Consider the following 22,828-nt stretch of genomic DNA (forward strand, 5'->3'; position numbering starts at 1 on the left):
CGCCGAAGGATCTTGGCAAACCTGGAATGTCGCGTCAGGCGACCTGCTTAGCTGCGCCCGGCACCGCCACCGGCGAAGACGAGGCGCAGCAGTCGGTCGTCCTCGGGCGCCGGCCGGCCCCGCCCGTCGTGGTTGGAGGTGCCGACCCAGAGCGAACCGTCCGGCGCGGCGGCGATCCCGCGCAGTCGACCGTACCGCTCGGTCAGCAGGGCCTGCGGCTGGCCGAGGACCGTGCCGGTCTCGGTCAGCTCGACCAGCCAGAGCCGTTGACCGCGCAGGCACGCGGTGGCGAGCATCCGTTCCACCGCGGCCAGGCCGGAGCAGGACGCCTCGTCGGTCGACCACTGCACGATCGGGTCGACGTACCGCTCGTCGTCGCCGCGTCCCTCGACCTCGGGCCAGCCGTAGTTCTTGCCCTTGGTGATCTGGTTGATCTCGTCCCAGGTGTTCTGGCCGAACTCGACGGCGTACATCCGGTCGCCGGACCAGGCGATGCCCTGCACGTTGCGGTGGCCCAGGGACCAGACCGGGGAGTCCGGGAAGGGATTGCCGGGAGCCGGCTTCCCGTCCGGCGTGATCCGCAGGATCTTGCCGCCGAGCTGCTCGACGTCCTGCGACTGATCGGTGTCCCCGGCGTCGCCGGTGCTGGCGTAGAGCTGCCCGTCGGGACCGAAGGCCAGGCCGCCGCCGTTGTGGATGCCCGCCTTGGGGATGCCGGTGAGGATCGGGGTCGGCTTCTCACCGAGTCGCAGCCGGGCCACGCGGTTGTCCCGTTCGGCGGTGTAGTAGACGAAGACCGTCCGGTCCTGGGCGAACTCCGGAGAGACCGCGATGCCCAGCAGGCCACCCTCACCCGAGGCGACCACATCGTCGATGGTCTGCACCTCGGTGATCTTCAGACCGTCGGCGGTCGACTCCGGCCCGACCTGGACGATGCGGCCACTGTCGCGCTCGGTGACCAGGGCGCCACCGTCGGGTAGGAAGGCGATCCCCCACGGCACCCGCAGCCCCTGGGCGAGCACGGTGGCGACAACCTCCTGGTCGCCGTTGCCCGCGGTGACCGTCGGGCTGGGCAGGTTCGGTGGCTCGCCGGCCGGGTCGGGTTCCGGGTCCCCGAGGCTGCAACCACTGGCAACGAGCAGCAGCGTCGCGCAGGACGCCACGAGGGCGGCACGGACCTGACGGGCGCGGAGGTACGGGGGAGCGCTCACCCGCCCCAGAGTAGCCCGCCGGGGCCGGGCCCGTGGAAGGCGAGGCGGTGCCGCCCCCCATTGGCTGGTCGGGCCGCGCCGACGCCTATCGTCGGCCGGGTGAAGGTATGGATCCCGCACCAGGCCGGCCACGCCCCGCTCGGCGAGCTGCCGCCGGAGGTCACCGTCGAGACGATGGAGGATCCGGCGACGCTGCCCTCGCCGATGGCCGGCGTCCGGTTCTGGGTACCGCCCTTCCTGGCCGGCGAGGAAGCCGTGGCCCTCCTGCACGAGTTGCCCGACCTGGCGGTGGTGCAGTTGCTCTCGGCCGGCGCGGACGCCTGGGCGGGTCGGGTACCGGCCGGTGTCACGCTCTGCGACGCCCGTGGGGTGCACGACCCGTCCACCGCCGAATGGGTGGTCGCCGCGATCCTGTCCCAGTTGCGTGCCTTCCCGGCGATGGCCCGGGCACAGGCCCGGCGACGGTGGGCGTACGACGAGGTGGCCCCCACCGACGAGCTGACCGGCAAACGGGTGCTGATCGTCGGTGCGGGGTCGATCGGTACCGCGCTACGGGAGCGACTGACGCCGTTCGAGGTGGAGTTCGTGATGGTGGCCCGGACCGCCCGGCCCGAGCAGGGGGTGCACGGGGTCGACGAGCTGCCGCGACTACTGCCGCAGGCGGACGTCGTGGTGCTGCTGGTGCCGCTGACCGAGCAGACCCGGGGGCTGGTCGACGAGACGTTCCTCGCCGCGATGCGGGACGGTGCCCTGCTGGTGAACGCCGCCCGGGGCCCGGTGGCCCGGACCGACGCCCTGGTGGCCGAGCTGGCCACCGGACGGATCTCCGCCGCGCTGGACGTGACCGATCCCGAGCCGCTGCCCGCCGACCATCCGCTCTGGGAGATGCCGAACGTGCTGATCACTCCGCACGTCGCCGGTTCGGTGCGGGGTCTGCTGCCCAGGGCGTACCGCCTGGTCGGTCAGCAGATCCGACGGTTCGTGGCCGGTGAGCCGCCGCGCAACGTGGTGGTGGACGGCTACTGATCCGATCCGGTGAGGTTGCGTCCGGCCGCTGCCACCAGCCTCGGCAGGTCCTCACCACGCACGGCCGGGAGCACGAACCACCGGCCGTCGTCGAGTTGGGCCACCGCCCGCCCGCGCGGGTCGGCCGCCAACTCGACCACCTGGTCCCAGGGGATCCGGCGCTCTCCGGCGAGCGCCCGTACCCGTAACCCACGCACGTCGGCGTCGGTGCCGGCCCGCCAGGCCCAGACGGCCACCGCCAGCGGCACGAGCAGCACCGGCAGCAGATAGGTGCGGGAGCTGGCCAGTGGCAGGGCGCCGATGGTGGCGACGATCGCCCCGACCAGGATGGCCTGGTTGTGCCGGAATCGTGCGGTGTCGGTGCGAGGCATGACCAGATGATCCCACCCGGGCGGAGACGGCCGGCGGTGGGTCGAGGTCGCGAGCGGCACGACCGCCGGGTTGAAGCGTGGGTCGTACGTCTCGACACTCAGTTGCCGTGAGATGACTCACTGTCGATTGGCCGTCACTTCCCGCCGAGCGACTCGTTCATCGATGGTGGGCGGTGGACCATGTCCGTCGTCCGCGTACCGCCCCCGTGCCCCCTCACGAAGGCGACCGTCGTGCCCGTCACGTCTGTGTTCCGTGCCGCCCCGTTGCGGGCCGGCGCACACCGTCCGCTCCTGCCGGAGATCTGCGTGTTCGCGGTCGCCGCCGTGCTGATCGCCCTCGGTGCCGCCGGTCCGGTGCCCGCCCTCGCCGTGGTGGCGCTCGCCGGTGCAGCCGCGTCCACACTGGCCGGGGTACGGCTGTCCCGGCTGACCCTCGCCCCCGAGGCGCTGGCCGGCGGCCCAGCTGCCGGACGGCTGGCCCGCCGTCGGGCGGCGCGTCCGCGTCGGGCGGCCGCCCTGCTGCACGCCGCGGTGGTGACCGCCGGCCTGACCGCGGCGGTGCTGCCGCTGGCCTCCGCCGGATACCGCCCGGCGGCCGCCACGGCCGGGCTCGCCGGCACCACCGCACTGCTCGGCGGTGGGCTGTTCAGCCTGCATCGGTCCCGTCCGTCGGTCCGTGGCCGGCTGCGTCGCCAACTCGACCAGGCCGTGCCCGGTGTCTGCCTGGTGCTCGCCGCCTGGCTGCTGCTGCCGTACGCCGGTGTGCCGGCCCCGGTGCGGCTGGCGGTCGCGGTGGCCCTGGGGCTGCTGGCCGTCGACGCGTTGGCCGTGCTGACCGGGGCCGGCCGTGACGGCGGCGCCGCCCGCTGCCGTGGCGGTGCCGGGTTGACTCTGCTCGCCCTGGTGCTGCTGGCCGCGCTGCCGGCCGGTCCCGCCGCCGGCCGTGCGGCGCTGCTGGCCGTGCCGCCACTGGTGGTCGGCGTGCTGCTGGTCGCCGCCGGGGTCCGACAGGTTGCGCAGGCCGCGCCCGCCCGGCGGACCGCCCTGGTCTGGCCACGGGCGGTGCTCCCACCGGTCGTCGTGGTGCTCGCCGTCGTCCACCAGTTGCAGGCCGGCCTCCTACCCGACCGTACGGCGGTGCTGCTCGCGCTCGCCGTGGTTCCGCCGCTGGTGGCGCGCGAGCTGTTCGGTGTCGCCGCCCCGACGCCGCCGGAGGAGTCGGCGGCCATCGCCCCGGCACCCTCGACGGCACCGACACCCGCCGGGCCGGGCGGCCCGGCCGGTCGCGTCGCCCTGCTACGGGCGCTGGCGGCCCGCCCCGAGCCGGTCTGCGGCGCTCTGCTCGTGGTCGACCTGCACCTCACCGAGTTGCCCGGCCGGCTGGTGCGCGACGACGTAACCGCCGAGGCCGTCCGTCGGGCCCGAGCCGTGGCGGCCGACGAGGACGAGGTGTTCGACCTGGCCGGTAGCGGCCTCGCGGTGGTAAGCGGGTCCGGGCCGGTGCTGGCGTACGCGCTGGGTACCCGGCTGCTCACCGCGCTGAGCCGGCCCTACGAGGTTTCCGGGGCGGTGTTGCGGTCGCGCCCCAGCGTCGGGCTGGCCGAGCTGGGCCGGAGCCGGCCGGAGGATCTGCTCCGCCAGGCGGACCTGGCCCGTCGGCGCGCGGCCCAGCTCGGCCGGGAGCGGGTCGAGTGGTACGACGCCTACCTGGAGGAGCAACTGGTCCGTCGGCTGGACCTGGAGCGGGAGCTGCCCGGCGCGGTTGCCCGGGGCGAGTTGGACCTGGTCTACCAGCCGGTGCTCGGCCTGGCCGATCGGGCTCCGGTCGGTACGGAGGCGCTGCTGCGGTGGCGCAACCCGGTACTGGGCACCGTGTTCCCGGCGGAGTTGCTCCCGGTGGCCGAGGATCTCGACATCATGGGCGAGCTGGGCGTGTGGGTGCTGGACCGGGCCTGTCGACAGTTGGCCGACTGGACCGTGGGCGGCCGACGGCTGTGGATGGCGGTCAACGTGACCACCCGGGAACTCATCTCACCGGACTTCGTGCCCCGGACGGCAGCGGTGCTGGAGGCGTACGGGGTGGGGCCCGACCAGTTGGTGATCGAGGTCGCCGAGCCGAAGGTGGCCGCCGAGTTGCCGACGGTGGTGGCCCGGCTGGCCGGCCTCCGCTCGATGGGCATCCGCACCGCGTTGGACGATTTCCGGGCCGAGCACGCCTCTCTCGCTCAGCTCCGGCGGCTACCGATCGACCTGCTCAAGGTCGGGCCAGAGGTGGCCACGGCAGGCGGTGACCCGCACCGGCCTCTGTTGGACGTGGTGGTCACCGTGGCCGAGCGGTTGGGCCTTGAGGTGGTGGCCGAGGAGCTGGAATCGGCTCACCAGGTCGAGGGGGCGCATCGGGCCGGCTGCCGGTACGGCCAGGGCTTCGAGCTGGCCCGGCCGGCGACCGCCGAGCGGGTCGAGGCGTACTTCGAGGAGTTCCCCTCGACGTCGCGCTGACCGGTGCGGCTTAACCGTTTCACCTGCTGGCGGGGGCAGGGCCGGTGCTGCCGCGTGGGGTCAGGTGCGGGGCCTCGTCCTCCAGCCCGACCGTCGGGGCTCCCTCGATCAGCTGTAGCAACTGGCGCGCCGCGTGCGCCCCGTACGCCGGGATGTCCCGACCCAGTGCGGTGAGCGGCGGATGCACCAGCCGGCACAGCGGGGAGTCGTCCCAGGCCACGATGGACAGGTCGGCGGGAACCGCGAGCCCCATCTCCTGGGCGACCGACAGCCCGGCGATCGCCATCACGTCGTTGTCGTAGATCACCGCGGTCGGGCGGACCCGGGAGCTGAGCAGCCGCCGGGTGGCCCGCGCGCCCTCCTCGCCGGTGTAGTCGGAGGAGGCGGTGACCGCGTCGGCGAGGCCGAGACGCCCGCACACCTCGGTGAACGCCTGGGTGCGGATCGCGGTGTGCTGTAGCTCGGGCAGGCCGCCGACCCGGGCGATCCGCCGGTGACCCAGGGCGTAGAGGTACTCCACCGTCTCCACCAACGCCGCCGCGTCGTTCGACCAGACACTTGGCAACCCGCCGGTGCCGGCGGGACCGCCGATCACCACGGCCGGCAGGCCCAGTTCCTCAAGCACCGGCACCCGCCCGTCGTCGGTCCGCAGGTCGCAGACCAGCACGCCGTCGACCCGCCGCTCGCCCCACCAGCGCCGGTAGACCGCGATCTCGGCGCTCTGGTCGGCCACCACCTGGAGGGTCAGCGCGTACGACCGGGCGGACAATTCCGCCTCGACGCCGCTGATCAGCTCCATGAAGAAGGGCTCGATGCCGAGGGTGCGGGCCGGTCGGGCGAGGATCAGGCCGATGGCGCGGGCGGTCGCGCCGGACAGGGCCCGGGCGGCGCTGCTCGGGCTGAACCCGATCTCGGCGGCGATGGCGAGAATGCGCTGCCGGGTCGCCTCGGAGACGCCCGGCTGGCCGTTCAGCGCGTACGAGACCGCGCCCTTGGAGACTCCCGCCCGCCGGGCGACGTCCGCGATCGTGGGGCGCTTCACCGGCGTACGTCCTCCTGAACCAGCTCGTCCTGCCGGCCGCATCGATGGCGCGGGCGGCGTGGGACACGCTACCCGTCCGCCTGCCCGTGGCGGCGGTACGGGGCGGCTCGCCGCCGACCGGAACCCGAACTTGTGCGGTTCAGTCTACTGGATCGGCTTGCCGCTGCCGTGCCTCGTCGCGGTCGGACTCACCCGTACCGGTGCGCAGAACTGCTTAATGTCAGGCGATTTCACGCATCCGAGCGGGCGCGAGGTTACGGCTCGGGCGCGGTGTTAACCCGTCGTTGACACGCTGAGACCACCCCCGTACGGTGGCCTCACTTATCCGGTTCAGTCAACGTTCCTCGATCTCTGGAGCGTTTCCAATGGTCTCGGAGGATGGGTCATGAGACGGTCTACGCCTCGGTGGCTGCGGGTCGCAGCCGTAGGTCTGACGGTTGGCTCTCTGGTCGTCGCGTGCAGCGGGCGCAGCACCCAGGGCGGCGGCGACAGCGGTGGCGCGGTGACGCTGACGATCAATTTCTGGGGCGACTTCGGGCTCACCGACCTGAAGGCGAAGTACGAGGCGGAGAACCAGAACGTCAAGATCGCCCTCAACTCGGGCGAGTACAACGCCCAGCACGAGGACCTGCAGAAGAAGCTGATCGCCGGCTCGGGCGCGCCCGACATCGCGGCCATCGACGAAGGCTTCATGGTCCAGTTCCGCAGCCAGGCCGACAAGTTCGTAAACCTGCTCGACTCCGGTGCCGGCAAGTACGAGACCAACTACCTGCCGTGGAAGTGGAAGCAGTCCCTGTCGGCCGACGGTGCCACCCAGATCGGTCTCGGCACCGACGTCGGTGGTCTGGCCATGTGCTACCGCACCGATCTGTTCGAGGCCGCCGGCCTGCCCACCGAGCGGGACCAGGTCTCCGCCCTCTGGCCCACCTGGGACAGGTTCCTGGAGGTCGGCCAGCAGTACACCGCCAAGACCAAGAAGAAGTTCCTCGACAACGCGACGAACCTGTTCAACCCGATCCTCGGACAGCAGCAGGTCGGCTTCTACGACGAGAACGAGCAACTGCGGATGGAGGGCGGCCCCAAGGTCGCCTTCGACTACGCGGTCCGGGCCGCCGACGCCGGTCTGTCAGCAAACCTCACCAGCTTCCAGGCCGACTGGGACAAGGGCTTCACCAGCGGCTCCTTCGCCGTACTGGCCTGCCCGGCCTGGATGCTCGGGCACATCCAGAACACCGCCCCCGGCACCAAGGGCAAGTGGGACATCGCCGCGGTGCCCGGCGGTGGCGGCAACTGGGGTGGTTCCTTCCTGACCATCCCCAAGCAGGGCAGGAACGTCGACGAGGCGTACAAGTTCGTGGAGTGGTTGATCCAGCCGGAGCAGCAGATCGAGGTCTTCAAGACGGTCGGCAACCTGCCGTCGCAGCCGGCGCTCTACGCCGACCCCGCGATCGCCGACTTCAAGAACGAGTTCTTCAACTCCGCGCCGGTCGGCCAGATCTTCCCCAGGATGGCGGAGGGCCTGACGCCGCAGTACCTGGGCAAGAAGAACGGCCCTACCCGGGTCGCCGTGGAGAACGTCATCAACCGGGTGCAGAACGGCACGCTCACGTCGGACGCCGCCTGGGCCGAGGCGATCAAGGAAGCCGAGAAGGCCAGCAGGTAACGCCATCGAGGTGGTGCGGGCGCGTGGTCGCCCGCGCCACCTCGGTTCCGGTCCGAATTCCCCGTCGCCCCTGGAGTGCCCATGCCCACCACGCGCGCGGCCCCCGAACCGGCCACCCGGCGCCCGCGACCCATTCCCGGCCGGTCGATGACCTGGCGTGACCGGCTGCACCGCTTCGACATGCGGTACGTGCCGTACCTGATGATCGCGCCGTTCTTCCTGCTCTTCCTCGTCTTCGGGCTCTTCCCGATGATCTTCAACGGCGTGGTGGCGCTGCGCCACTGGCGTCTGGACGACCCGGAGCTGACCGGCTGGGCCGGCGTCGAGAACTTCAGCCGACTGTTCACCGACGGCGACTTCGGCAACGCCCTCTACAACACCTTCGGCATCTTCCTGCTCTCCACCGTCCCGCAACTGCTGCTCGCGCTGATCATCGCGTCGCTGCTCAACCGCCGGCTACGAGCCCAGACCTGGTGGCGGGTCGGCGCGCTGCTGCCCTACATCACCCCGATCACCGCCTCCACGCTTGTCTTCAACGTCTTCTTCGCCCGTGACCTCGGCATGGCGAACTGGGCACTGGGCCTGATCGGCATCGGCACCGAGAACCCGATCGACTGGCGGGCCGACAAACTGCACTCCTGGATCGCCATCGCCACGATGGTCAACTGGAAGTGGATCGGCTACAACGCGCTGCTCTACCTGGCGGCGATGCAGTCCATCCCGCGCGACGTGTACGAGGCGTCGGCGCTCGACGGTGCCGGCCCGTGGCGTCAGCTCTGGCGGATCACCGTGCCGATGATCCGGCCGGTGGTCATCTTCACCGTGGTGCTGTCCACAATCGGCGGGCTGCAACTGTTCACCGAACCGATGCTGTTCGACCTCAACGCGCAGGCCGCCACCGGTGGCGCCGGCGGCGAGTGGCAGACCGTCGCGCAGCTGATCTACAAGGTCGGCTGGAAGGACCTCAACCTCGGCTACGCCGCCGCGATGTCCTGGGCACTGTTCCTGATCATCCTCGTGGTCGCGGCCCTGAACACGCTGTTGACCAACCGCATCTCGGGGGGACGCAAATGAGCGAGCGAAGCGAGGTGGCGGGATGAGCCTTCTGGAGCAACCCCGGCAGGCGACGCCGGCACCGCGCGGCGGACGCCGGCGGGCCGTGCTGCTGGGCCGGGCTCCGCAGGACACCCCGGCCGGCTTCTGGACCTACCTGCTTCTGGCCCTGAGCACACTGTTCGCGGCGTTCCCGCTGTACTGGATGTTCGTCATCTCCACCAGCACCGACGAGGCGACCTCCCAACTGCCGCCGGTGGTGATCCCGGGGGACCGGTTCCTGGTCAACCTGGACGAGGTCTTCTCTCTCCAGGATGTGTACTTCGCCGCCTCGCTGGTGAACAGCGTGATCGTCTCGACCGTGGTCACCGCGTCGGTGCTGTTCTTCTGCTCGTTGGCCGGCTTCGCCTTCGCCAAGCTGCGGTTCCGGGGCAGCAAGCCGCTGATGCTGTTCGTGATCCTCACCCTGACCGTGCCGAACCAGCTCGGCGTGGTCGCGCTCTACATCGTGATGGGCAAGCTGGGCTGGAACGGCACCCTGCTGGCGGTGATCGTGCCCGGTCTGGTCACCGCCTTCGGGGTGTTCTACATGCGGCAGTTCATCGTCAACACGGTGCCGGACGAGTTGGTCGAGTCGGCCCGGGTGGACGGCGCCACCACCATGCGGGTCTACTGGAACATCGTGTTGCCGGCGGTGCGGCCGGCGCTGGCGGTGCTCGGCCTGCTCACCTTCGTGGCCACCTGGAACGACTTCCAGTGGCCCCTGATCACCCTCAACGGCACCGACTATCCCACCTCGATGGTGGCCATCTCCGACCTGGCCAGCGGCAACTACGTCATCTACCGACGGGTGCTGGCCGGTGCGTTCGTGGCCACCGTCCCATTGTTGATCATGCTCGTCATCGGCGGTCGGCAGATCGTCCGGGGAATCATGGAAGGCGCGGTGAAATCTTGAGCGACGCGCGGGGGACCGGTCCGATCCGGCTGGCACTGCACGACGGGTGGACCATGCGGGCGGTGCCCGGCCAGCAGGTGCCACCCGAGGTCGACGGGGCGACGGTGCCGGCCACCCTGCCGGGCTGTGTGCACACCGACCTGCTGGACGCCGGGCTGATCCCCGACCCGTACCTCGACGACAACGAAACCGCGCTGGCCTGGATCGGCCGCACCGACTGGGCGTACGAGACCACCTTCGACCGGCCGGTCGGCGTGCACGGCCGCCTCGACCTGGTCTGCGCCGGCCTGGACACGGTCGCCACGATCACGCTCAACGACGTCGAGGTCGGCCGTACCGAGAACATGCACCGAGGTCACCGCTTCGACATCGGGTCGCTGCTCCGCGCCGAGGACAACCACCTGGTCGTACGCTTCGACTCCGCCTACCGGTACGCCGAGGCCCAGCGTGACCGGCTCGGCGACCGACCCAACGCGTACCCGGAGCCGTTCCAGTTCATCCGCAAGATGGCCTGCAACTTCGGCTGGGACTGGGGACCGACGCTGGTCACCGCCGGCATCTGGCAGGAGATCGCCCTGCACGGCTGGTCGGTCGCCCGCCTGGCGGCGGTACGCCCACTTGTCACAGTCGACGGTGACACCGGCCGGGTGGAGGTGCACGTCGACGTGGAACGGGCCGTCGACCGGCCGCTCACCGTGCGGGCGCAGGTGGCGGGTCAGCGGGCCGAGGTGACAGTCCCGGCGGGGCAACGCTCCGCGGTGCTGGCTCTCACCGTCCACCGCCCGGAACTCTGGTGGCCCCGGGGCTACGGGGCGGCCCGCCGCCACGAGCTGACGGTCACCCTGCACGATTCCGACGGCGGCCCGCTCGACGAATGGCACCGCCGGATCGGCTTCCGGTCGGTACGCCTGGACACCACCCCCGACGAGCACGGTGCCCCGTTCACGCTGTACGTCAACGAGGTGCCGGTCTTCGTCCGGGGCGTCAACTGGATCCCCGACGACGTCTTCCCCAACCGGGTCACCCGCCAGCGCCTGGCCCACCGCTTCGACCAGGCCGAGGCGGCCAACGTCAACCTGCTGCGGATCTGGGGCGGCGGCCGGTACGAGTCGGCGGACTTCTACGACCTGGCCGACGAACGTGGACTGCTGGTCCAGCAGGACTTCCTCTTCGCCTGCGCCGCGTACCCGGAGGAGGAGCCGTTCGCCACCGAGGTGGCCGCCGAGGCCACCGAACAGGTGACCCGCCTCGCATCGCACCCCTCGCTGGTGTTGTGGACCGGCAACAACGAGAACATCTGGGGCTGGCACGACTGGGACTGGCAGGAACCGCTGGCCGGGCGCAGTTGGGGGCGTGGCTACTACCTGGACGTGCTGCCCCGCATCGTCGCCGAGCTGGACCCGACCCGCCCGTACTGGCCGGGCAGCCCCTGGTCGGGCAGCGAGGAGATCCACCCCAACGACCCGGCGTACGGCACCACGCACATCTGGGACGTGTGGAACACCGACGACTACGTGAAGTACCGGGAGTACCTGCCCCGGTTCGTCGCCGAGTTCGGCTACCAGGGACCACCCGCGTACGCGACGCTGCGCCGGGCCCTCTCCGACGAGCCTCTCGCCCACGATTCGCCCGGCATGGCACACCACCAGAAGGCGGCCGACGGTGACCGGAAGCTGCGCCGAGGGCTGGACGCGCACCTGCCCGAGCCGCGCGACTTCGACGACTGGCACTGGCTGACCCAGCTCAACCAGGCCCGGGCCATCGCCCTCGGGGTGGAACACTTCCGCTCCCACCGGGGTCGGTGCATGGGCACCATCGTCTGGCAGCTCAACGACTGCTGGCCGGTCACCTCGTGGGCCGCCATCGACGGCGACGGCCGCCGCAAACCACTCTGGTACGCGCTACGCCGCGCCTACGCCGACCGGCTGCTCACCGTACAGCCGCGCGACGGTGGACTGGCCCTGGTCGCGGTGAACGACGGCGGGCTGCCGTGGCAGGCGTCGATCACGGTCACCCGGCTCACCCTGGCCGGGGAACCGAAGGCGAAGTCCACCCTGGAGCTGGCGGTGCCCGCGTACGACACGGTGACCCTGGCACTGGCGGCGGAGCTGGCCCGGCCCGACGACGCCCGGGACGAACTGCTGGTCGCCGACACCGGCGACCCGGCCGACCGGGCGTGGTGGTTCTTCGCCGAGGACCGCGACGTCCGATGGCCGGCGGCGGCCTTCGACGCGACGGTGCAGCCGACCGACGGCGGCCAGCAGGTACGTGTCACCGCCCGCACGATCCTGCGCGACGTGACCCTGTTCCCGGACCGCCTCGACCCGTCCGCCGAGGTCGACCCGGCGCTGGTGACCCTGCTCCCGGGTGAGTCGGCGACGTTCACCGTGCGGTCGGCGGCACCCATCGACCCCACCGCCCTCACCACCCGCCCGGTGCTGCGCTGCGTCAACGACCTGCCAGGAAGGGCCCCCTTCGCACGCCTCCGGTAGCGGAAGGCCCCTTCCTGACGGACACCACCACCAACCGAAGGGGAAGCCGATGAGGAAGAGACTGGCCGGCGTACTGCTGGCCGTGGCTGGCCTGCTGGCCACGGCGAACGCCGGGCCGGCCGTGGCCGCGACCCCGCGGGCACCGGCCGATGCCGCACCCCCGGCGAATGCCGCACCCCCGGCGACTGCCGCAGCCCCGACGCTGCCGGCGGGCGCCGAGGTTGCCGGCGGCCGGCACCAGGGGTTCGTGGTCCGCAAGGGCGACCGGCTGTTCGTCGACGGCAGGCCGTTCCGGTTCGCCGGGACGAACAACTACTACCTGATGTACAAGTCCCGGACGATGGTCGACGACGTGTTCGCCGACGCGAAGGCCGCCGGGTTCACCGTGCTGCGGCACTGGGGTTTCCTCGACATCGGCACCCCGGGCGGCTCCGACTCGGTGCACGGCCCCGCCGACGGCGTGTGGTTCCAGTACTGGGACGGCGAGAAGCCCGCGTTCAACGACGGCCCCGACGGCCTCCAGCGCCTCGACTACGTGCTCTACGCGGCCCGCCAGGCCGGCATCCGCGTGGTCATCCCGCTGACGAACAACTGGCGTGACTTCGGCGGCATCGACCAGTACGTGCGCTGGCGCGGCGCGGAGCATCACGACGACTTCTACATCGACCCGGTGATCCGTGGCTGGTACCGCGACTGGGTGTCACACCTGCTCAACCGGGTCAACCCGCTGACCGGGGTGGCGTACAAGGACGATCCGACAATCATGATCTGGGAGCTGGCGAACGAGCCGCGCTGCAAGGGCTCCGGGGTCTACCCGGCGTCGCCGCAGTGCTCCACCGCCACCATCACCGCCTGGGCCGACGAGATGAGCCGACACATCAAGTCGGTCGACCGTCGGCACCTGGTCGGCGTCGGCGACGAGGGCTTCTTCTGTGACGGTCCGGACGCCGGGCACTGGACTGTCAACTGCGGTGAGGGCGTCGACTCGGTCGCGCTGAGCCGGCTGCCCGCCGTCGACGTGCTCGGCTACCACCTGTACCCGGACCACTGGGGCACCGACGCCGACTGGAGTGTGCGCTGGATCGAGCGGCACAACCGGGAGGCGAAGCGGATCGGCAAGCCGGCGGTGCTCGGCGAGTTCGGCTGGCACGACAAGGCCACCCGCAACCCGGTCTACAAGCGCTGGGCCGACACGTTCATCCGCACCGGCGGCACCGGCCTGATGCACTGGATCCTCTCCGGCATCCAGGACGACGGCACGCTCTACCCGGACTACGACGGCTACACCGTCTACTGCCCGAGCCCGGTCTGCACCACCCTGAGCAACGCGGGCGAGACGATCAGGCGCGGCTTCCGCCCGCGCCCGCCGGTCGCCGACCACGACACCGCTGTCACCGAGGCCGGCACACCCGTCACCCTCAACCCGACAAGCAACGACATCGCGTACGCGGCAGCGATCCGGCCGTCCACAGTCGATCTCGATCCGGGCGTACGCGGACAGCAGCGCACGGTGTCCGTCTCCGGTGGCGCGTTCGCGCTGGGCGTCGACGGGTCTGTCGAGTTCACCCCGACCGACGGGTTCCAGGGCCGCGCCGTCGCCTCGTACACGGTCCAGGACACCGCCGGTCGGCGGTCCAACCTGGCCGAGTTGACCGTCACCGTCAAGCCGGCACCCGGTGACCCGATCGTGCTGGCCTCCTGGGAGAGCGGCCTGGAGGGCTGGGCGCCCGGCGACTGGCAGCCCGACGCCGGCACCCTGGCACAGTCCGACGCCTTCGCCACGGCTGGCGCGTACGGCCTGCGGGTCAGTGCGACCGGCGGCGGCTGGTTCGGGGTGACCCTGCCCGAGCCGGTGGACCTGTCGACCAAGGGCGTGCTCCGCTACGACCTGCGTACCTCGGCCTCGGCGGGCACCTCCACCTCGATCGCGGTGCAGACCGGCGAAGGTTGGGCCTGGTGCCAGTCGGCGTTCGGCTGGGTGGGCGAGGGCACCACCACCACCGTGGAGATCGATCTGCTGACCCAGATGTCCTGCGACGCCTCGGCCCTCGCCGACGTCCGCGGCATCCTGATCTGGGTCAGCCCAGGAGTCCACGACCTGGACCACCTGCGCGCTGAGTAGGCCGCGTCGGGGAGCGGTGCCGGGCCGGCGCGTGGTCCCACGACGCGCCGGCCCGGTAGCCCCTACCTGCCGGTCCTGCTCGCACCGCAGGGCCGGTGGCGGCAGGTGTCAGGCGCAGAGCGGGTCGCTTGTGTACGTCGTGCCGGAGGCGGTGGTCACCTTGCCGACCGCGCAGACCGTCATGTTCTGGCCGTAGAGCTGGTCGCCGTAGTACTGGGTGCCCGTACCGCCGTACCAACTGGTGTTGCCGTGCGGGTTCGACCGGTACACCCGGACCTGGACGGTGTTGTGCGGGCTGACCCGGTTGGAGATCCGACCCCAGTTGGTCTGGCAGGTCTCGCTCCAGCGCAGCTCCACGACGGCGAGGGTGGTCGAGCCCTGCATGATGTACTTCGGGTAGGTCGTGGCGTTGCGGGCGTTGGCGGAGCACCCGGTGTCGATCGGATCGGTGCCGTCGCAGCCGTGGCCGCTACAGGTGGCGGCACTGGCGGGCGTCGCGACCAGGAGGCTGGCCGTGATGAGGGCGCCTGCGGCAGCGGCGGCCAACCGCCGGGCGTTCCGGATCATTGTCTCTCCTGACCTCTGATGGGGCTGTGTCGGCCCCGGGGAATCGGCTCCTCATCTCTACCGTCCGTCGACACTGATCTCTACGCTGTGTCGCGTCGGACAATGAATCCCGGTTGTGGTCAATCAATTCGAGGAGCGGCCCATGGCCCGGGCGGAACGCCCCCTGGACCCCACCGCCGACCCGCTTCAGGCGTTCGCCGCCGACCTGAGGACCCTTCGTGACAAGGCGGGCCGCCCGACCTATCAGGCCCTCGCCCGGCGGGCCCACCGGTCCGCGAGTTCGCTGTCCGAGGCGGCCGGCGGCCGGAGGCTGCCCACGCTGGACACGACGCTGGCGTACGTGCGGGCGCTCGGCGGCGACGAGGCGGAGTGGACCGAGCGGTGGCGCGTCGTCGCCGGGCACGTCACGGCCAAGCAGGGGCACGTCGACCCGACCGGCGACCACGACGGCGGAAGCGAGACACGACCTGCCACCGTGCCGCCGGCCGCTGCGGGTTCCGGCGCGGCAACGCCTGCGGCTGCGGGTCCGGTCGCCGCGCCGCCCGCCGCGTCGGCGCAGGACGGTCAGGAACCGCTTGATCCGCCCACCCCGGCAGGTGACACCGCTTCGTCCCGACCGGTCGGGCGCACCGCCCGCGCGGTTCTCGCCGGGGCGCTGGTGCTGGCCGGGCTCGTCGCGGTGCCCTGGCTCGCCGGAGGGGTCGGCGAGCCGGAGGCGGGCAGCACCACCTCACCTGCGGCGGAGCCGACGACCGTGACGGTGGGCGTCCGCGACGGTGCCGACCCGAAGGACGCCGGGTGCGCCGCCGATGCCGAGGTGACCACGCTGGACAGCGCCGCCGTCCTGCTCGACGAAGGGGTGATCGGCACGGTCGAGTTGCGCTACGCACCGTCCTGCGGTGCGAGTTGGCCGCGATTCGTGCCGGTGCCGGCAGCGGTGGAGGTGCCTCGGCCCGCCCGGATCCAGCTCACCGTGTTCGACGGTGACGATGCCGGCCGGCAGGCCGACTTCGCGATGGATTACGCCGGCATCTCCACCTTCGGCAACCTGCTGACCAGCACACGGACCTGCGTCTGGGCCCAGGTGCAGCTTTCCGGCCAGGGCTGGGCCTCGCCCCTGGCGCGCACCGGCTGCTGGCGAGGCGCCACCCAGGTGAGACCGATCCCCTGAACCGCTCGCCCGGCTCACCGCGGCTCTCACCGAGGTCGCGGCGAACAGGCCGACGTCCTTGACGAACACGAGAGGAGCAGCGGCCATGGCCCTGGCGGATGCGTCGACCAAGGCTCCGACAGACGTCCCGGAGCTTGCCGTGGCCGAGCCGCCGGCCCCGTCGGACCTGCTCCAAGCGGTGGTTGACGCCGTCTTCGGCCCCGGCAGTGTGATCGCCTGGTTCGTCGGTCTGTTGATTCTCGTCGGGCTCTGGCTGAGATTCGGGTTCGACATCTACCGCGGTGCCCGGCAGGCGGGCGAGACGATCCGGGCCGCGGTCCGGATCAGCCTCCAACACCTGAGCCGGCACCCTCGACACCGGATCGTGGCGGCCTTCGTGACGACCCTGGTCGGTCTGGCCCTTCAGGCAGTATGGGTGTTCGCCACCTTCGCGTTCGTGTGTGCAGTCTCGGCGGCCGTGGGTGCAGCCGACACGGCCGACCCCCTGCGATGGGACCGCTTCACCGGCTCGTACACGATGACCTGTGTTCTTCTGCTGGTGGCCGCCTACGTGCTGGCCGTCGCCCGGCAGGACCGTCATCTCTCCTGGCTGGCCGTCCCGCCGGCCGCGCTGCCGATCGTCACGGGGGCGGTCGTCGCTCTGATCGCCCTGGTCGTGACGATCGCCTATCTGCTCTCGTGGTTGTTCGTGCTGGTCACGAAGCTCTTCACCGATCGGGCGGAGGGACCTGACTTCCTTGACGACGCCGTCGGGATGTGGGCGGTGGTGGTGGTTCTCGTTCTGCTGGCCCTCGGTGGATTTCTGGCAATGTGGCTCTCGGCTGTCACGGTGTCTGCCTGGCGGGGGCCGGCGCAAGAGCCGACCGGCGACCTTGAGTAGGCAGTGAGGTGCGGCGGCTCCGACCGGGGTTCGCCGCATCGGGTGCTCCCGACCTGCCGAGTTGAAGAATTTCGCAAGTGCTAAAGTCGTCAAGGTGCTGTCGGGATGGCGGCACCCGGAGGGAGGAGCGTGGCGTGTCGGTGCCGCTGTACCAGGCGAAGGCGGAGCTGTTCCGCACCCTCGGGCACCCGGTCCGGATCCGGGTCCTGGAACTACTCCAGGACGGCCCCAGGCCGGTGCGCGACCTGCTGGCCGCCATCGACGTCGAGGCGTCGAACCTCTCCCAGCAGCTAGCCGTGCTGCGCCGGGCCGGCATGGTCACGTCGCACCGGGACGGCCCCCTGGTGATGTACGCGCTGAGCACGCCCGACGTGGCCGACCTGCTGGCCGCCGGGCGGCGGATCCTCGGCGCGGTGCTCACCGACCGGGACGGGCTGCTCGACGAGTTGCGCGCTGGCGGACCGGACCGGTGACGGCCACCGACACCGGTCCGGCCAGCCCGGCCGGACCCGCCCTGTCCGCCGCCTGGGGCCGGGTCCGCGACCTGCTGCCGGGCCGCGCCGACTGGCAGGCGGTACGCCGCTCACCCCGCCGTGACCTGGTCGCCGGGCTCACCGTCGCCGTGGTCGCGTTGCCGTTGGCACTCGCCTTCGGGGTCACCTCCGGGCTCGGCGCGGAGGCCGGGCTGATCACCGCCGTGGTCGCCGGTGCGGTGGCGGCCGTCTTCGGCGGCTCGAACCTCCAGGTGTCCGGCCCGACCGGCGCGATGACAGTGGTGCTGGTGCCGGTCGTGGCGCAGTTCGGGGCGACCGGGGTGCTGATGGTCGGCGCGCTGGCCGGGCTGATCCTGATCGCCCTGGCCCTGGCCCGCCTCGGTCGCTACGTCCGCTACCTGCCGGTGCCGGTGATCGAGGGCTTCACCGCCGGCATCGCCGTGGTCATCGCCCTGCAACAGGTGCCGGCCGCGCTCGGCGTCACCGACGCGCAGGGCGACCGGGTGTGGGCGGTGGCGGCCGACGCGGTCACCCGTTTCGTCGTACACCCTCGGCCGGCCGCCGTCGCGGTGGCCCTCGGTGTCGCGGCGGTGATGCTGCTCGGTGCCCGGTGGCGTCCGGCGTTGCCCTTCTCGCTGCTGGCGGTGGCCGCCGCCACGCTGTTCGCCGAGTTCGTGCCGGTCGACCTGGTCCGGATCGGCGCGTTGCCGCAGGCGTTGCCCGCACCGTCGCTGGACTTTCTCGACCTGTCGGCGGTGGGCGTGCTGCTGCCCGCCGCGTTCGCGGTGGCGGCGCTGGCCGCGTTGGAGAGTCTGCTCTCGGCCACCGTCGCCGACGGGATGACCGTCGGCCAGCGACACGATCCGGACCGGGAACTCTTCGGCCAGGGCCTGGCCAACCTGGCCTCCCCGCTGTTCGGCGGCATCCCGGCCACCGCGGCCATCGCACGGACCGCCGTCAACGTACGGGCCGGAGCGGCCTCGAAACTGGCGGCGCTGACCCACGCGGTGGCGCTGGCCGTCATCGTGCTGGCCGCCGCTCCACTGGTGGGCCGCATCCCGCTCGCCGCCCTGGCCGGCGTGCTGCTGGCCACCACCGTACGGATGGTCGAGGCCGCGTCGCTGCGGGCACTGGCCCGATCCACCCGGGGCGACGCGCTCGTGCTGGTGCTGACCTTCGCGGTCACTGTCATCTGGGACCTGGTCACCGCCGTGGCCGTCGGCGTCGGGGTCGCGGTCGTCGTGGCGCTGCGCGCCATCGCCCGCAGCGCCAAACTCGAACAGGTGCCGCTCGACTCCGGCGAGCACACCGCCGAGGAGCAGGCCCTGCTCGCCGAGCACATCGTGGCCTACCGACTCGACGGCCCGCTGTTCTTCGCCGCCGCGCACACCTTCCTGCTCCGACTCTCCGACGTTGCCGACGTACGGGTGGTCATCCTGAGGATGTCCCGGGTCTCCACCATCGACGCCACCGGCGCCCACGTGCTCGGCGACGCCATCCGCCGACTCCAGGGGCGCGGCATCACCGTGCTGCTCTCCGGCATCGTGCCCGGTCACGACCAGGTGCTCGACGCGCTCGGCGTGGCCGACCAGCTGCGCCGCGACGGACTGGTCTTCCCCGACACACCGGCCGCCATCGCGTACGCCAGGAATCTCGCGCTGGCCCCCGCCGGTGACCGGTACTGGCATCAATGCGGCGAAGGTGAGAGTGTGTCCGCTGCGGTCCTTTGATCATGTCCGGGTCAGGCGTGTGCGCTGAACAAGCAGGAGAGCACCATGTCCCAGAACGGCAACGCTCGGTCACACCTGCGGATAGGTGGCTGGCTTCCGGGGACGGACAGGCCACCGTCTCGACCGTCGACCAGCAGCGCGGCGCCGACCGTCCCGCAGCCGGGTGCGTACGCCGGTCGGACCAACCACGCTTACCCGGTAACCGGGAAACCCGCCCCCGCGCACCGTGGCCGCGACGAAGCGCCATCCGCCACCACGGGCAACCAGGGTGAGATCATCGGACGGGTCGCCCCACGGCGTACGCAGTTGCTGGGCGGCGTCGCCCTCGTCGTCGTCACCGCAGTCGTCGGGGTGATAGCGCTGCGCGCCGGGACTTCCCAGGAGCCGATCCGCAGCGAGTTCGTTGCCGGGATGCCCCTTCCCGACGGTGCGGCGAATGACCCTGCCAACGACTGGCCCTCCGGCACGGACGGCACCGGCTCCCAAGGCGACGGGGTCGCTTCGCAGAACCCGACCACCGACCCTGTCGTCCGCCCCGGCCTCAACCCGCGCACCGACGGCAGCGACGCGGACGACGCCGGCTCGACCAGCCCCGGCCGCCCACCGGCCAACCCGGCCACCAAGAACCCACCACCGGCCCCGAGCGCCCCCGCAACACCTGCCAAACCGGCTGGACCGGTGCTGGCTCCCGGCACCCGGATCGGTCTGGAAGCTGCCGGCGCACCCGGTCACCGGGTACGGCACGCCAACTTCCAGGCCCGAGTCGATCCGATGGATGGCGCGAGCAACGCCGGTACGAGAGCCGACGCCGCGTTCATCGTCCGTTCCGGACTCGCCAGCGACAACTGCGTCTCCTTCGAGTCGGTCAACTTCCCCGGCCACTACCTACGACACTCGGAATTCCGGGTATTCCTGCACCGCGCCGACGGCAGCGCCCTGTTCCGCGCCGACGCCACGTTCTGCCCGGTCACCGGCATCGGCGGCCGGCACACGTCACTACGGTCGCACAACTTCCCGGATCGGTACCTGAGCCACGACCGCCACGAGCAGATGCGGATCTTCCCGATCGGTGGAGGTGCCGGACCCTCGACGGCCACCTTCCGGATCCGTCCCGCCCTGTAGCCGTCCCCGCAGCCCGGCCCAATGGCCGGTCCAGTTGGCCGGCTCGCAGCGGTCCGGTCGGAGCGTCCCGGCGATCCGTTCCGGAATCAACTGCCCACTTGTCGTGGGCTGACTGGGATACTTACTGGAGGTGCGAACCATTCGCGTGGTTGCATGACCGTCATGGTGTCTCCCGATCGGCTGCTCGCCTTCGCGGCCATGTCATTCCTGCTGATCCTGATCCCTGGGCCCAGCGTGCTGTTCGTGATCGGGCGGGCGCTTGCGCACGGTCGTCGTGTCGCACTGACCACGGTGGTGGGGAACACGCTCGGCGCATCCGTACTCGTCGTGGCCGTGGCCCTGGGGATCGGGTCCGTCGTGGAACGATCGATCGTCGTCTTCACGGTGCTCAAGCTGGCGGGCGCCGCCTACCTGGTCTATCTCGGGATCAAGGCGTGGCAGGAACGTGATTCGTTGCAGGGTGCCGTGACCACCACCGAAACGGTGCGCAGCGGCCGGCGGACCTTCTGGGAAGGGTTCACCGTCGGTGTGTCGAACCCGAAGACCATCGTGTTCTTCGCCGCCGTGCTGCCGCAGTTCGTGGACCGTGGTCAGGGAAGTGTCGCGGTGCAGATGCTGGTGCTCGGTCTGGTCTTCAACGCCATCGCCGTCGTATCCGACAGCACCTGGGGGCTGCTCGCGGCCACCGCCCGGCAATGGGTCGCCCGCTCACCCCGACGACTCTCCCTGATCGGCGGGGCCGGTGGGCTCACCCTGATCGGGCTCGGCGTCACCGTGGCCGTCACCGGACGCAAGGATTGAACCTGTCGCCGGTGAGCCTGGCGCTGACCATGCGTCAGGTGCCGGCCGCCGCGGCGCGGGTGAGGCGGGCGCCGAGCAGACGCAGGTGGTCGACCAGTTCTACCGGCTCATGGACGGTGAAGTCGCAGCTGAGCAGGGTCAGCCGGACGGCGAGCCAGTCGATGGTGTCCTCCGGGCTGTGCCAGCGGCACGACGCGTCGTCGACGGGCTCCAGCTCGCCAACGTGGTCGCCGAGCCGGGTGGCTGCCTGCGGGGCCGGGAGGGCGAGCGTCACGACCGCCCGGAAGGTCGGAGCCAGGCTGTGCAGCTGAGTGGTGACGAACGACGCAGGGTCGGTGGCCGGTGGTTGGCGCGGTGGTACCCGAGTCCCGGTCGTCCGAGCGTTGTCGATGCGATCGATGCGGAAGGTTCGCCAGTCGGCGCGTTCGTCGTCGTAGGCGAGTAGATACCAGCGTCGGTCCACCACGACCAGCCGGTGTGGTTCGACGAGTCGTCGGGTGACGCTGCCGTGGTGGTCGCGATAATCGAACCGGACCCGTTCGTTGACCGAGGACGCGGCGGCGAGGACGGTCAGTTGGGTGGGGTCGACCAATGAGGCCGCCGCTGCCGCGGGCGTCGGCAGGGTGGCCGAGGTGAAGGCGCTGACGCGGCGGCCGAGCCGTGGTGGCAGCACCTGCTGGAGCTTGGCCAGCGCCCGCAGCGACGCCTCGGCGATGCCGGCGACCGGCTGCCTCGCCGCCGTACGCAGACCCACGGCGATGGCCACGGCCTCATCGTCATCCAGCAGCAGTGGCGGCAGCGCCTTGCCCGCCACCAGCCGGTACCCGCCGTAGGTGCCCATCGTGGCGTGGACCGGATAGCCGAGGTCACGCAGCCGCTCGACGTCGCGGCGTACCGTGCGTCGGGTTACCTGGAGCCGTTCGGCGAGTTCGCTGCCGGGCCACTCCCGGGGCGTCTGCAACAGGGAGAGCAGGCGCAGCAGGCGGGCGGAGGTCATGTTCACCCGCCCATGATGTCCGCGATGTAGGACCGGATCCGACCTGTATCGGCTCTAGCGTGGCCTCTGGCGGTGCGCAGACGGCGCACCGGAAGGAGGAGATGAGCGATGCAGGTCGTGCCCGACGGCTACCACACCGTGACCCCGTGGATGATCTCTCCAGGAACCACCGCACAGTTGATCGACTTCGTCGTGGATGTCTTCGACGCCACCGAGTTGGCTCGCCTGGAAGTGGGTGGGGTAATCGGTCATGCCGAGGTCCGCATCGGGGACTCGGTAGTCATGATGTTCGACCGGCCGGACTGGCCGTCGACCCCGGCCTTCCTGCGTCTGTACGTCGCCGACGACGCCGAGGTACTGCGTCGAGCCGTCGAACGCGGCGCGAGCGTTGTCACCGAGCCGACCGAACTGTTCTGGGGCGACCGGGTCAGCCGTTTCCGCGACCCGTTCGGCCACCTGTGGTGGATCCACCAGCGCGTGGCAGAACCCACCGAGGAACAGATGAACCAGCGGCTGCACGACCCCGAGTTCGCCAAGGCGATGGAGTACGTACAGGGCTCTGTCGGGCGGTGACACCAGGCTGGCCCTGCCGGCCGGATGTCACCAGCCCGCGGACCGGGTGCGGGCTGTTT

General features: G+C 71.2%; 19 protein-coding genes. 14 read left to right on the forward strand and 5 right to left on the reverse strand.

Annotated elements, in window-relative coordinates:
- Positions 1 to 47 precede the first annotated feature (47 nt).
- Positions 48 to 1,211, reverse strand: a complete 1,164-nt coding sequence (locus tag ACFY2A_RS05160) for a PQQ-dependent sugar dehydrogenase (protein ID WP_387168711.1) — start codon at positions 1,209 to 1,211, stop codon at positions 48 to 50.
- 99 nt (positions 1,212 to 1,310) lie between these two features.
- Between ACFY2A_RS05160 and ACFY2A_RS05165 the strand changes: the two genes are divergently transcribed.
- Complete coding sequence (locus ACFY2A_RS05165; RefSeq protein WP_387168714.1) at positions 1,311 to 2,237, forward strand: 2-hydroxyacid dehydrogenase; 927 nt, start codon at positions 1,311 to 1,313, stop codon at positions 2,235 to 2,237.
- Here ACFY2A_RS05165 and ACFY2A_RS05170 read toward each other — a convergent pair.
- On the reverse strand, positions 2,231 to 2,608 hold the full coding sequence (locus ACFY2A_RS05170; protein WP_387168717.1) for a PH domain-containing protein: 378 nt from the start codon (positions 2,606 to 2,608) through the stop codon (positions 2,231 to 2,233). The two genes, ACFY2A_RS05165 and ACFY2A_RS05170, sit on opposite strands and share 7 nt — an antisense overlap.
- A 231-nt stretch (positions 2,609 to 2,839) precedes the next feature.
- On the opposite strand from ACFY2A_RS05170, the gene ACFY2A_RS05175 reads away from it, so the two are divergent.
- Complete coding sequence (locus ACFY2A_RS05175) at positions 2,840 to 5,107, forward strand: EAL domain-containing protein (RefSeq protein ID WP_387168720.1); 2,268 nt, start codon at positions 2,840 to 2,842, stop codon at positions 5,105 to 5,107.
- 19 nt (positions 5,108 to 5,126) lie between these two features.
- On the opposite strand, the gene ACFY2A_RS05180 is transcribed toward ACFY2A_RS05175, so the two are convergent.
- Positions 5,127 to 6,191, reverse strand: coding sequence for a LacI family DNA-binding transcriptional regulator (locus ACFY2A_RS05180; protein WP_387168723.1), 1,065 nt, complete (start codon positions 6,189 to 6,191; stop codon positions 5,127 to 5,129).
- A 460-nt stretch (positions 6,192 to 6,651) separates the two neighbouring features.
- Between ACFY2A_RS05180 and ACFY2A_RS05185 the strand changes: the two genes are divergently transcribed.
- The 5 genes from ACFY2A_RS05185 to ACFY2A_RS05205 all read left to right on the forward strand — a co-directional run bounded on the left by ACFY2A_RS05185 (position 6,652) and on the right by ACFY2A_RS05205 (position 14,434).
- The gene (locus ACFY2A_RS05185; protein WP_363916826.1) at positions 6,652 to 7,812 is read left to right on the forward strand and encodes an extracellular solute-binding protein; all 1,161 of its coding nucleotides are present in this window, start codon (positions 6,652 to 6,654) and stop codon (positions 7,810 to 7,812) included.
- 81 nt (positions 7,813 to 7,893) lie between these two features.
- Positions 7,894 to 8,886, forward strand: coding sequence for a sugar ABC transporter permease (locus tag ACFY2A_RS05190; protein ID WP_363916828.1), 993 nt, complete (start codon positions 7,894 to 7,896; stop codon positions 8,884 to 8,886).
- Positions 8,887 to 8,908: 22 nt separating this feature from the next.
- A complete protein-coding gene (locus ACFY2A_RS05195; RefSeq protein WP_387168727.1) occupies positions 8,909 to 9,820 on the forward strand; it encodes a carbohydrate ABC transporter permease in 912 nt (303 codons plus the stop codon).
- 53 nt (positions 9,821 to 9,873) lie between these two features.
- Positions 9,874 to 12,312 (forward strand): glycoside hydrolase family 2 protein, encoded by a 2,439-nt coding sequence (locus tag ACFY2A_RS05200; protein WP_387169476.1) that lies wholly within the window; start codon positions 9,874 to 9,876, stop codon positions 12,310 to 12,312.
- Between the two features lie 49 nt (positions 12,313 to 12,361).
- Positions 12,362 to 14,434, forward strand: coding sequence for a cellulase family glycosylhydrolase (locus ACFY2A_RS05205; RefSeq protein WP_387168730.1), 2,073 nt, complete (start codon positions 12,362 to 12,364; stop codon positions 14,432 to 14,434).
- 108 nt (positions 14,435 to 14,542) lie between these two features.
- Here the strand turns inward: ACFY2A_RS05205 and ACFY2A_RS05210 are convergent, their stop codons facing one another.
- Positions 14,543 to 15,001, reverse strand: coding sequence for a DUF2690 domain-containing protein (locus tag ACFY2A_RS05210; protein WP_363916834.1), 459 nt, complete (start codon positions 14,999 to 15,001; stop codon positions 14,543 to 14,545).
- Between the two features lie 142 nt (positions 15,002 to 15,143).
- Here ACFY2A_RS05210 and ACFY2A_RS05215 point away from each other — a divergent pair, with 142 nt between their 5' ends.
- The 6 genes from ACFY2A_RS05215 (at position 15,144) to ACFY2A_RS05240 (ending at position 21,199) form a co-directional block, all read left to right on the forward strand.
- A complete protein-coding gene (locus ACFY2A_RS05215) occupies positions 15,144 to 16,172 on the forward strand; it encodes a helix-turn-helix domain-containing protein (RefSeq protein WP_387168733.1) in 1,029 nt (342 codons plus the stop codon).
- 85 nt (positions 16,173 to 16,257) lie between these two features.
- On the forward strand, positions 16,258 to 17,052 hold the full coding sequence (locus tag ACFY2A_RS05220; protein WP_387168736.1) for a hypothetical protein: 795 nt from the start codon (positions 16,258 to 16,260) through the stop codon (positions 17,050 to 17,052).
- Between the two features lie 134 nt (positions 17,053 to 17,186).
- Positions 17,187 to 17,525, forward strand: a complete 339-nt coding sequence (locus tag ACFY2A_RS05225; RefSeq protein ID WP_093401775.1) for a helix-turn-helix transcriptional regulator — start codon at positions 17,187 to 17,189, stop codon at positions 17,523 to 17,525.
- Entirely contained in the window at positions 17,522 to 19,276 is a 1,755-nt protein-coding gene (locus ACFY2A_RS05230) for a SulP family inorganic anion transporter (RefSeq protein ID WP_387168739.1), read from the forward strand. The genes ACFY2A_RS05225 and ACFY2A_RS05230 overlap by 4 nt, the downstream gene beginning before the upstream one ends.
- Before the next feature lie 45 nt (positions 19,277 to 19,321).
- Positions 19,322 to 20,398 (forward strand): AbfB domain-containing protein, encoded by a 1,077-nt coding sequence (locus ACFY2A_RS05235; RefSeq protein ID WP_387168742.1) that lies wholly within the window; start codon positions 19,322 to 19,324, stop codon positions 20,396 to 20,398.
- A 153-nt stretch (positions 20,399 to 20,551) separates the two neighbouring features.
- Positions 20,552 to 21,199, forward strand: coding sequence for a LysE family translocator (locus tag ACFY2A_RS05240; protein ID WP_387168744.1), 648 nt, complete (start codon positions 20,552 to 20,554; stop codon positions 21,197 to 21,199).
- A gap of 34 nt (positions 21,200 to 21,233) precedes the next feature.
- Here the strand turns inward: ACFY2A_RS05240 and ACFY2A_RS05245 are convergent, their stop codons facing one another.
- Positions 21,234 to 22,196 carry a helix-turn-helix transcriptional regulator gene (locus tag ACFY2A_RS05245; RefSeq protein WP_387169477.1) on the reverse strand — a complete coding sequence of 321 codons (963 nt, stop codon included), beginning with the start codon at positions 22,194 to 22,196 and terminating at the stop codon, positions 21,234 to 21,236.
- 108 nt (positions 22,197 to 22,304) lie between these two features.
- Between ACFY2A_RS05245 and ACFY2A_RS05250 the strand changes: the two genes are divergently transcribed.
- Positions 22,305 to 22,769, forward strand: coding sequence for a VOC family protein (locus tag ACFY2A_RS05250; protein ID WP_387168747.1), 465 nt, complete (start codon positions 22,305 to 22,307; stop codon positions 22,767 to 22,769).
- Positions 22,770 to 22,828 lie beyond the last annotated feature (59 nt).

The sequence above is a fragment of the Micromonospora sp. NPDC000442 genome (assembly GCF_042898635.1).
GTDB lineage: Bacteria > Actinomycetota > Actinomycetes > Mycobacteriales > Micromonosporaceae > Micromonospora.

Bases quoted from the DNA above. Each gene is read 5' to 3' on its own strand.
- ACFY2A_RS05240 (WP_387168744.1), top strand. From the start codon at position 20,552: ATGACCGTCATGGTGTCTCCCGATCGGCTGCTCGCCTTCGCGGCCATG.
- ACFY2A_RS05170 (WP_387168717.1), bottom strand. From the start codon at position 2,608: ATGCCTCGCACCGACACCGCACGATTCCGGCACAACCAGGCCATCCTG.
- ACFY2A_RS05215 (WP_387168733.1), top strand. From the start codon at position 15,144: ATGGCCCGGGCGGAACGCCCCCTGGACCCCACCGCCGACCCGCTTCAG.
- ACFY2A_RS05220 (WP_387168736.1), top strand. From the start codon at position 16,258: ATGGCCCTGGCGGATGCGTCGACCAAGGCTCCGACAGACGTCCCGGAG.
- ACFY2A_RS05210 (WP_363916834.1), bottom strand. From the start codon at position 15,001: ATGATCCGGAACGCCCGGCGGTTGGCCGCCGCTGCCGCAGGCGCCCTC.
- ACFY2A_RS05200 (WP_387169476.1), top strand. From the start codon at position 9,874: ATGCGGGCGGTGCCCGGCCAGCAGGTGCCACCCGAGGTCGACGGGGCG.
- ACFY2A_RS05180 (WP_387168723.1), bottom strand. From the start codon at position 6,191: ATGCGGCCGGCAGGACGAGCTGGTTCAGGAGGACGTACGCCGGTGAAG.
- ACFY2A_RS05190 (WP_363916828.1), top strand. From the start codon at position 7,894: ATGCCCACCACGCGCGCGGCCCCCGAACCGGCCACCCGGCGCCCGCGA.
- ACFY2A_RS05245 (WP_387169477.1), bottom strand. From the start codon at position 22,196: ATGACCTCCGCCCGCCTGCTGCGCCTGCTCTCCCTGTTGCAGACGCCC.
- ACFY2A_RS05250 (WP_387168747.1), top strand. From the start codon at position 22,305: ATGCAGGTCGTGCCCGACGGCTACCACACCGTGACCCCGTGGATGATC.
- ACFY2A_RS05235 (WP_387168742.1), top strand. From the start codon at position 19,322: ATGTCCCAGAACGGCAACGCTCGGTCACACCTGCGGATAGGTGGCTGG.
- ACFY2A_RS05205 (WP_387168730.1), top strand. From the start codon at position 12,362: ATGAGGAAGAGACTGGCCGGCGTACTGCTGGCCGTGGCTGGCCTGCTG.
- ACFY2A_RS05195 (WP_387168727.1), top strand. From the start codon at position 8,909: ATGAGCCTTCTGGAGCAACCCCGGCAGGCGACGCCGGCACCGCGCGGC.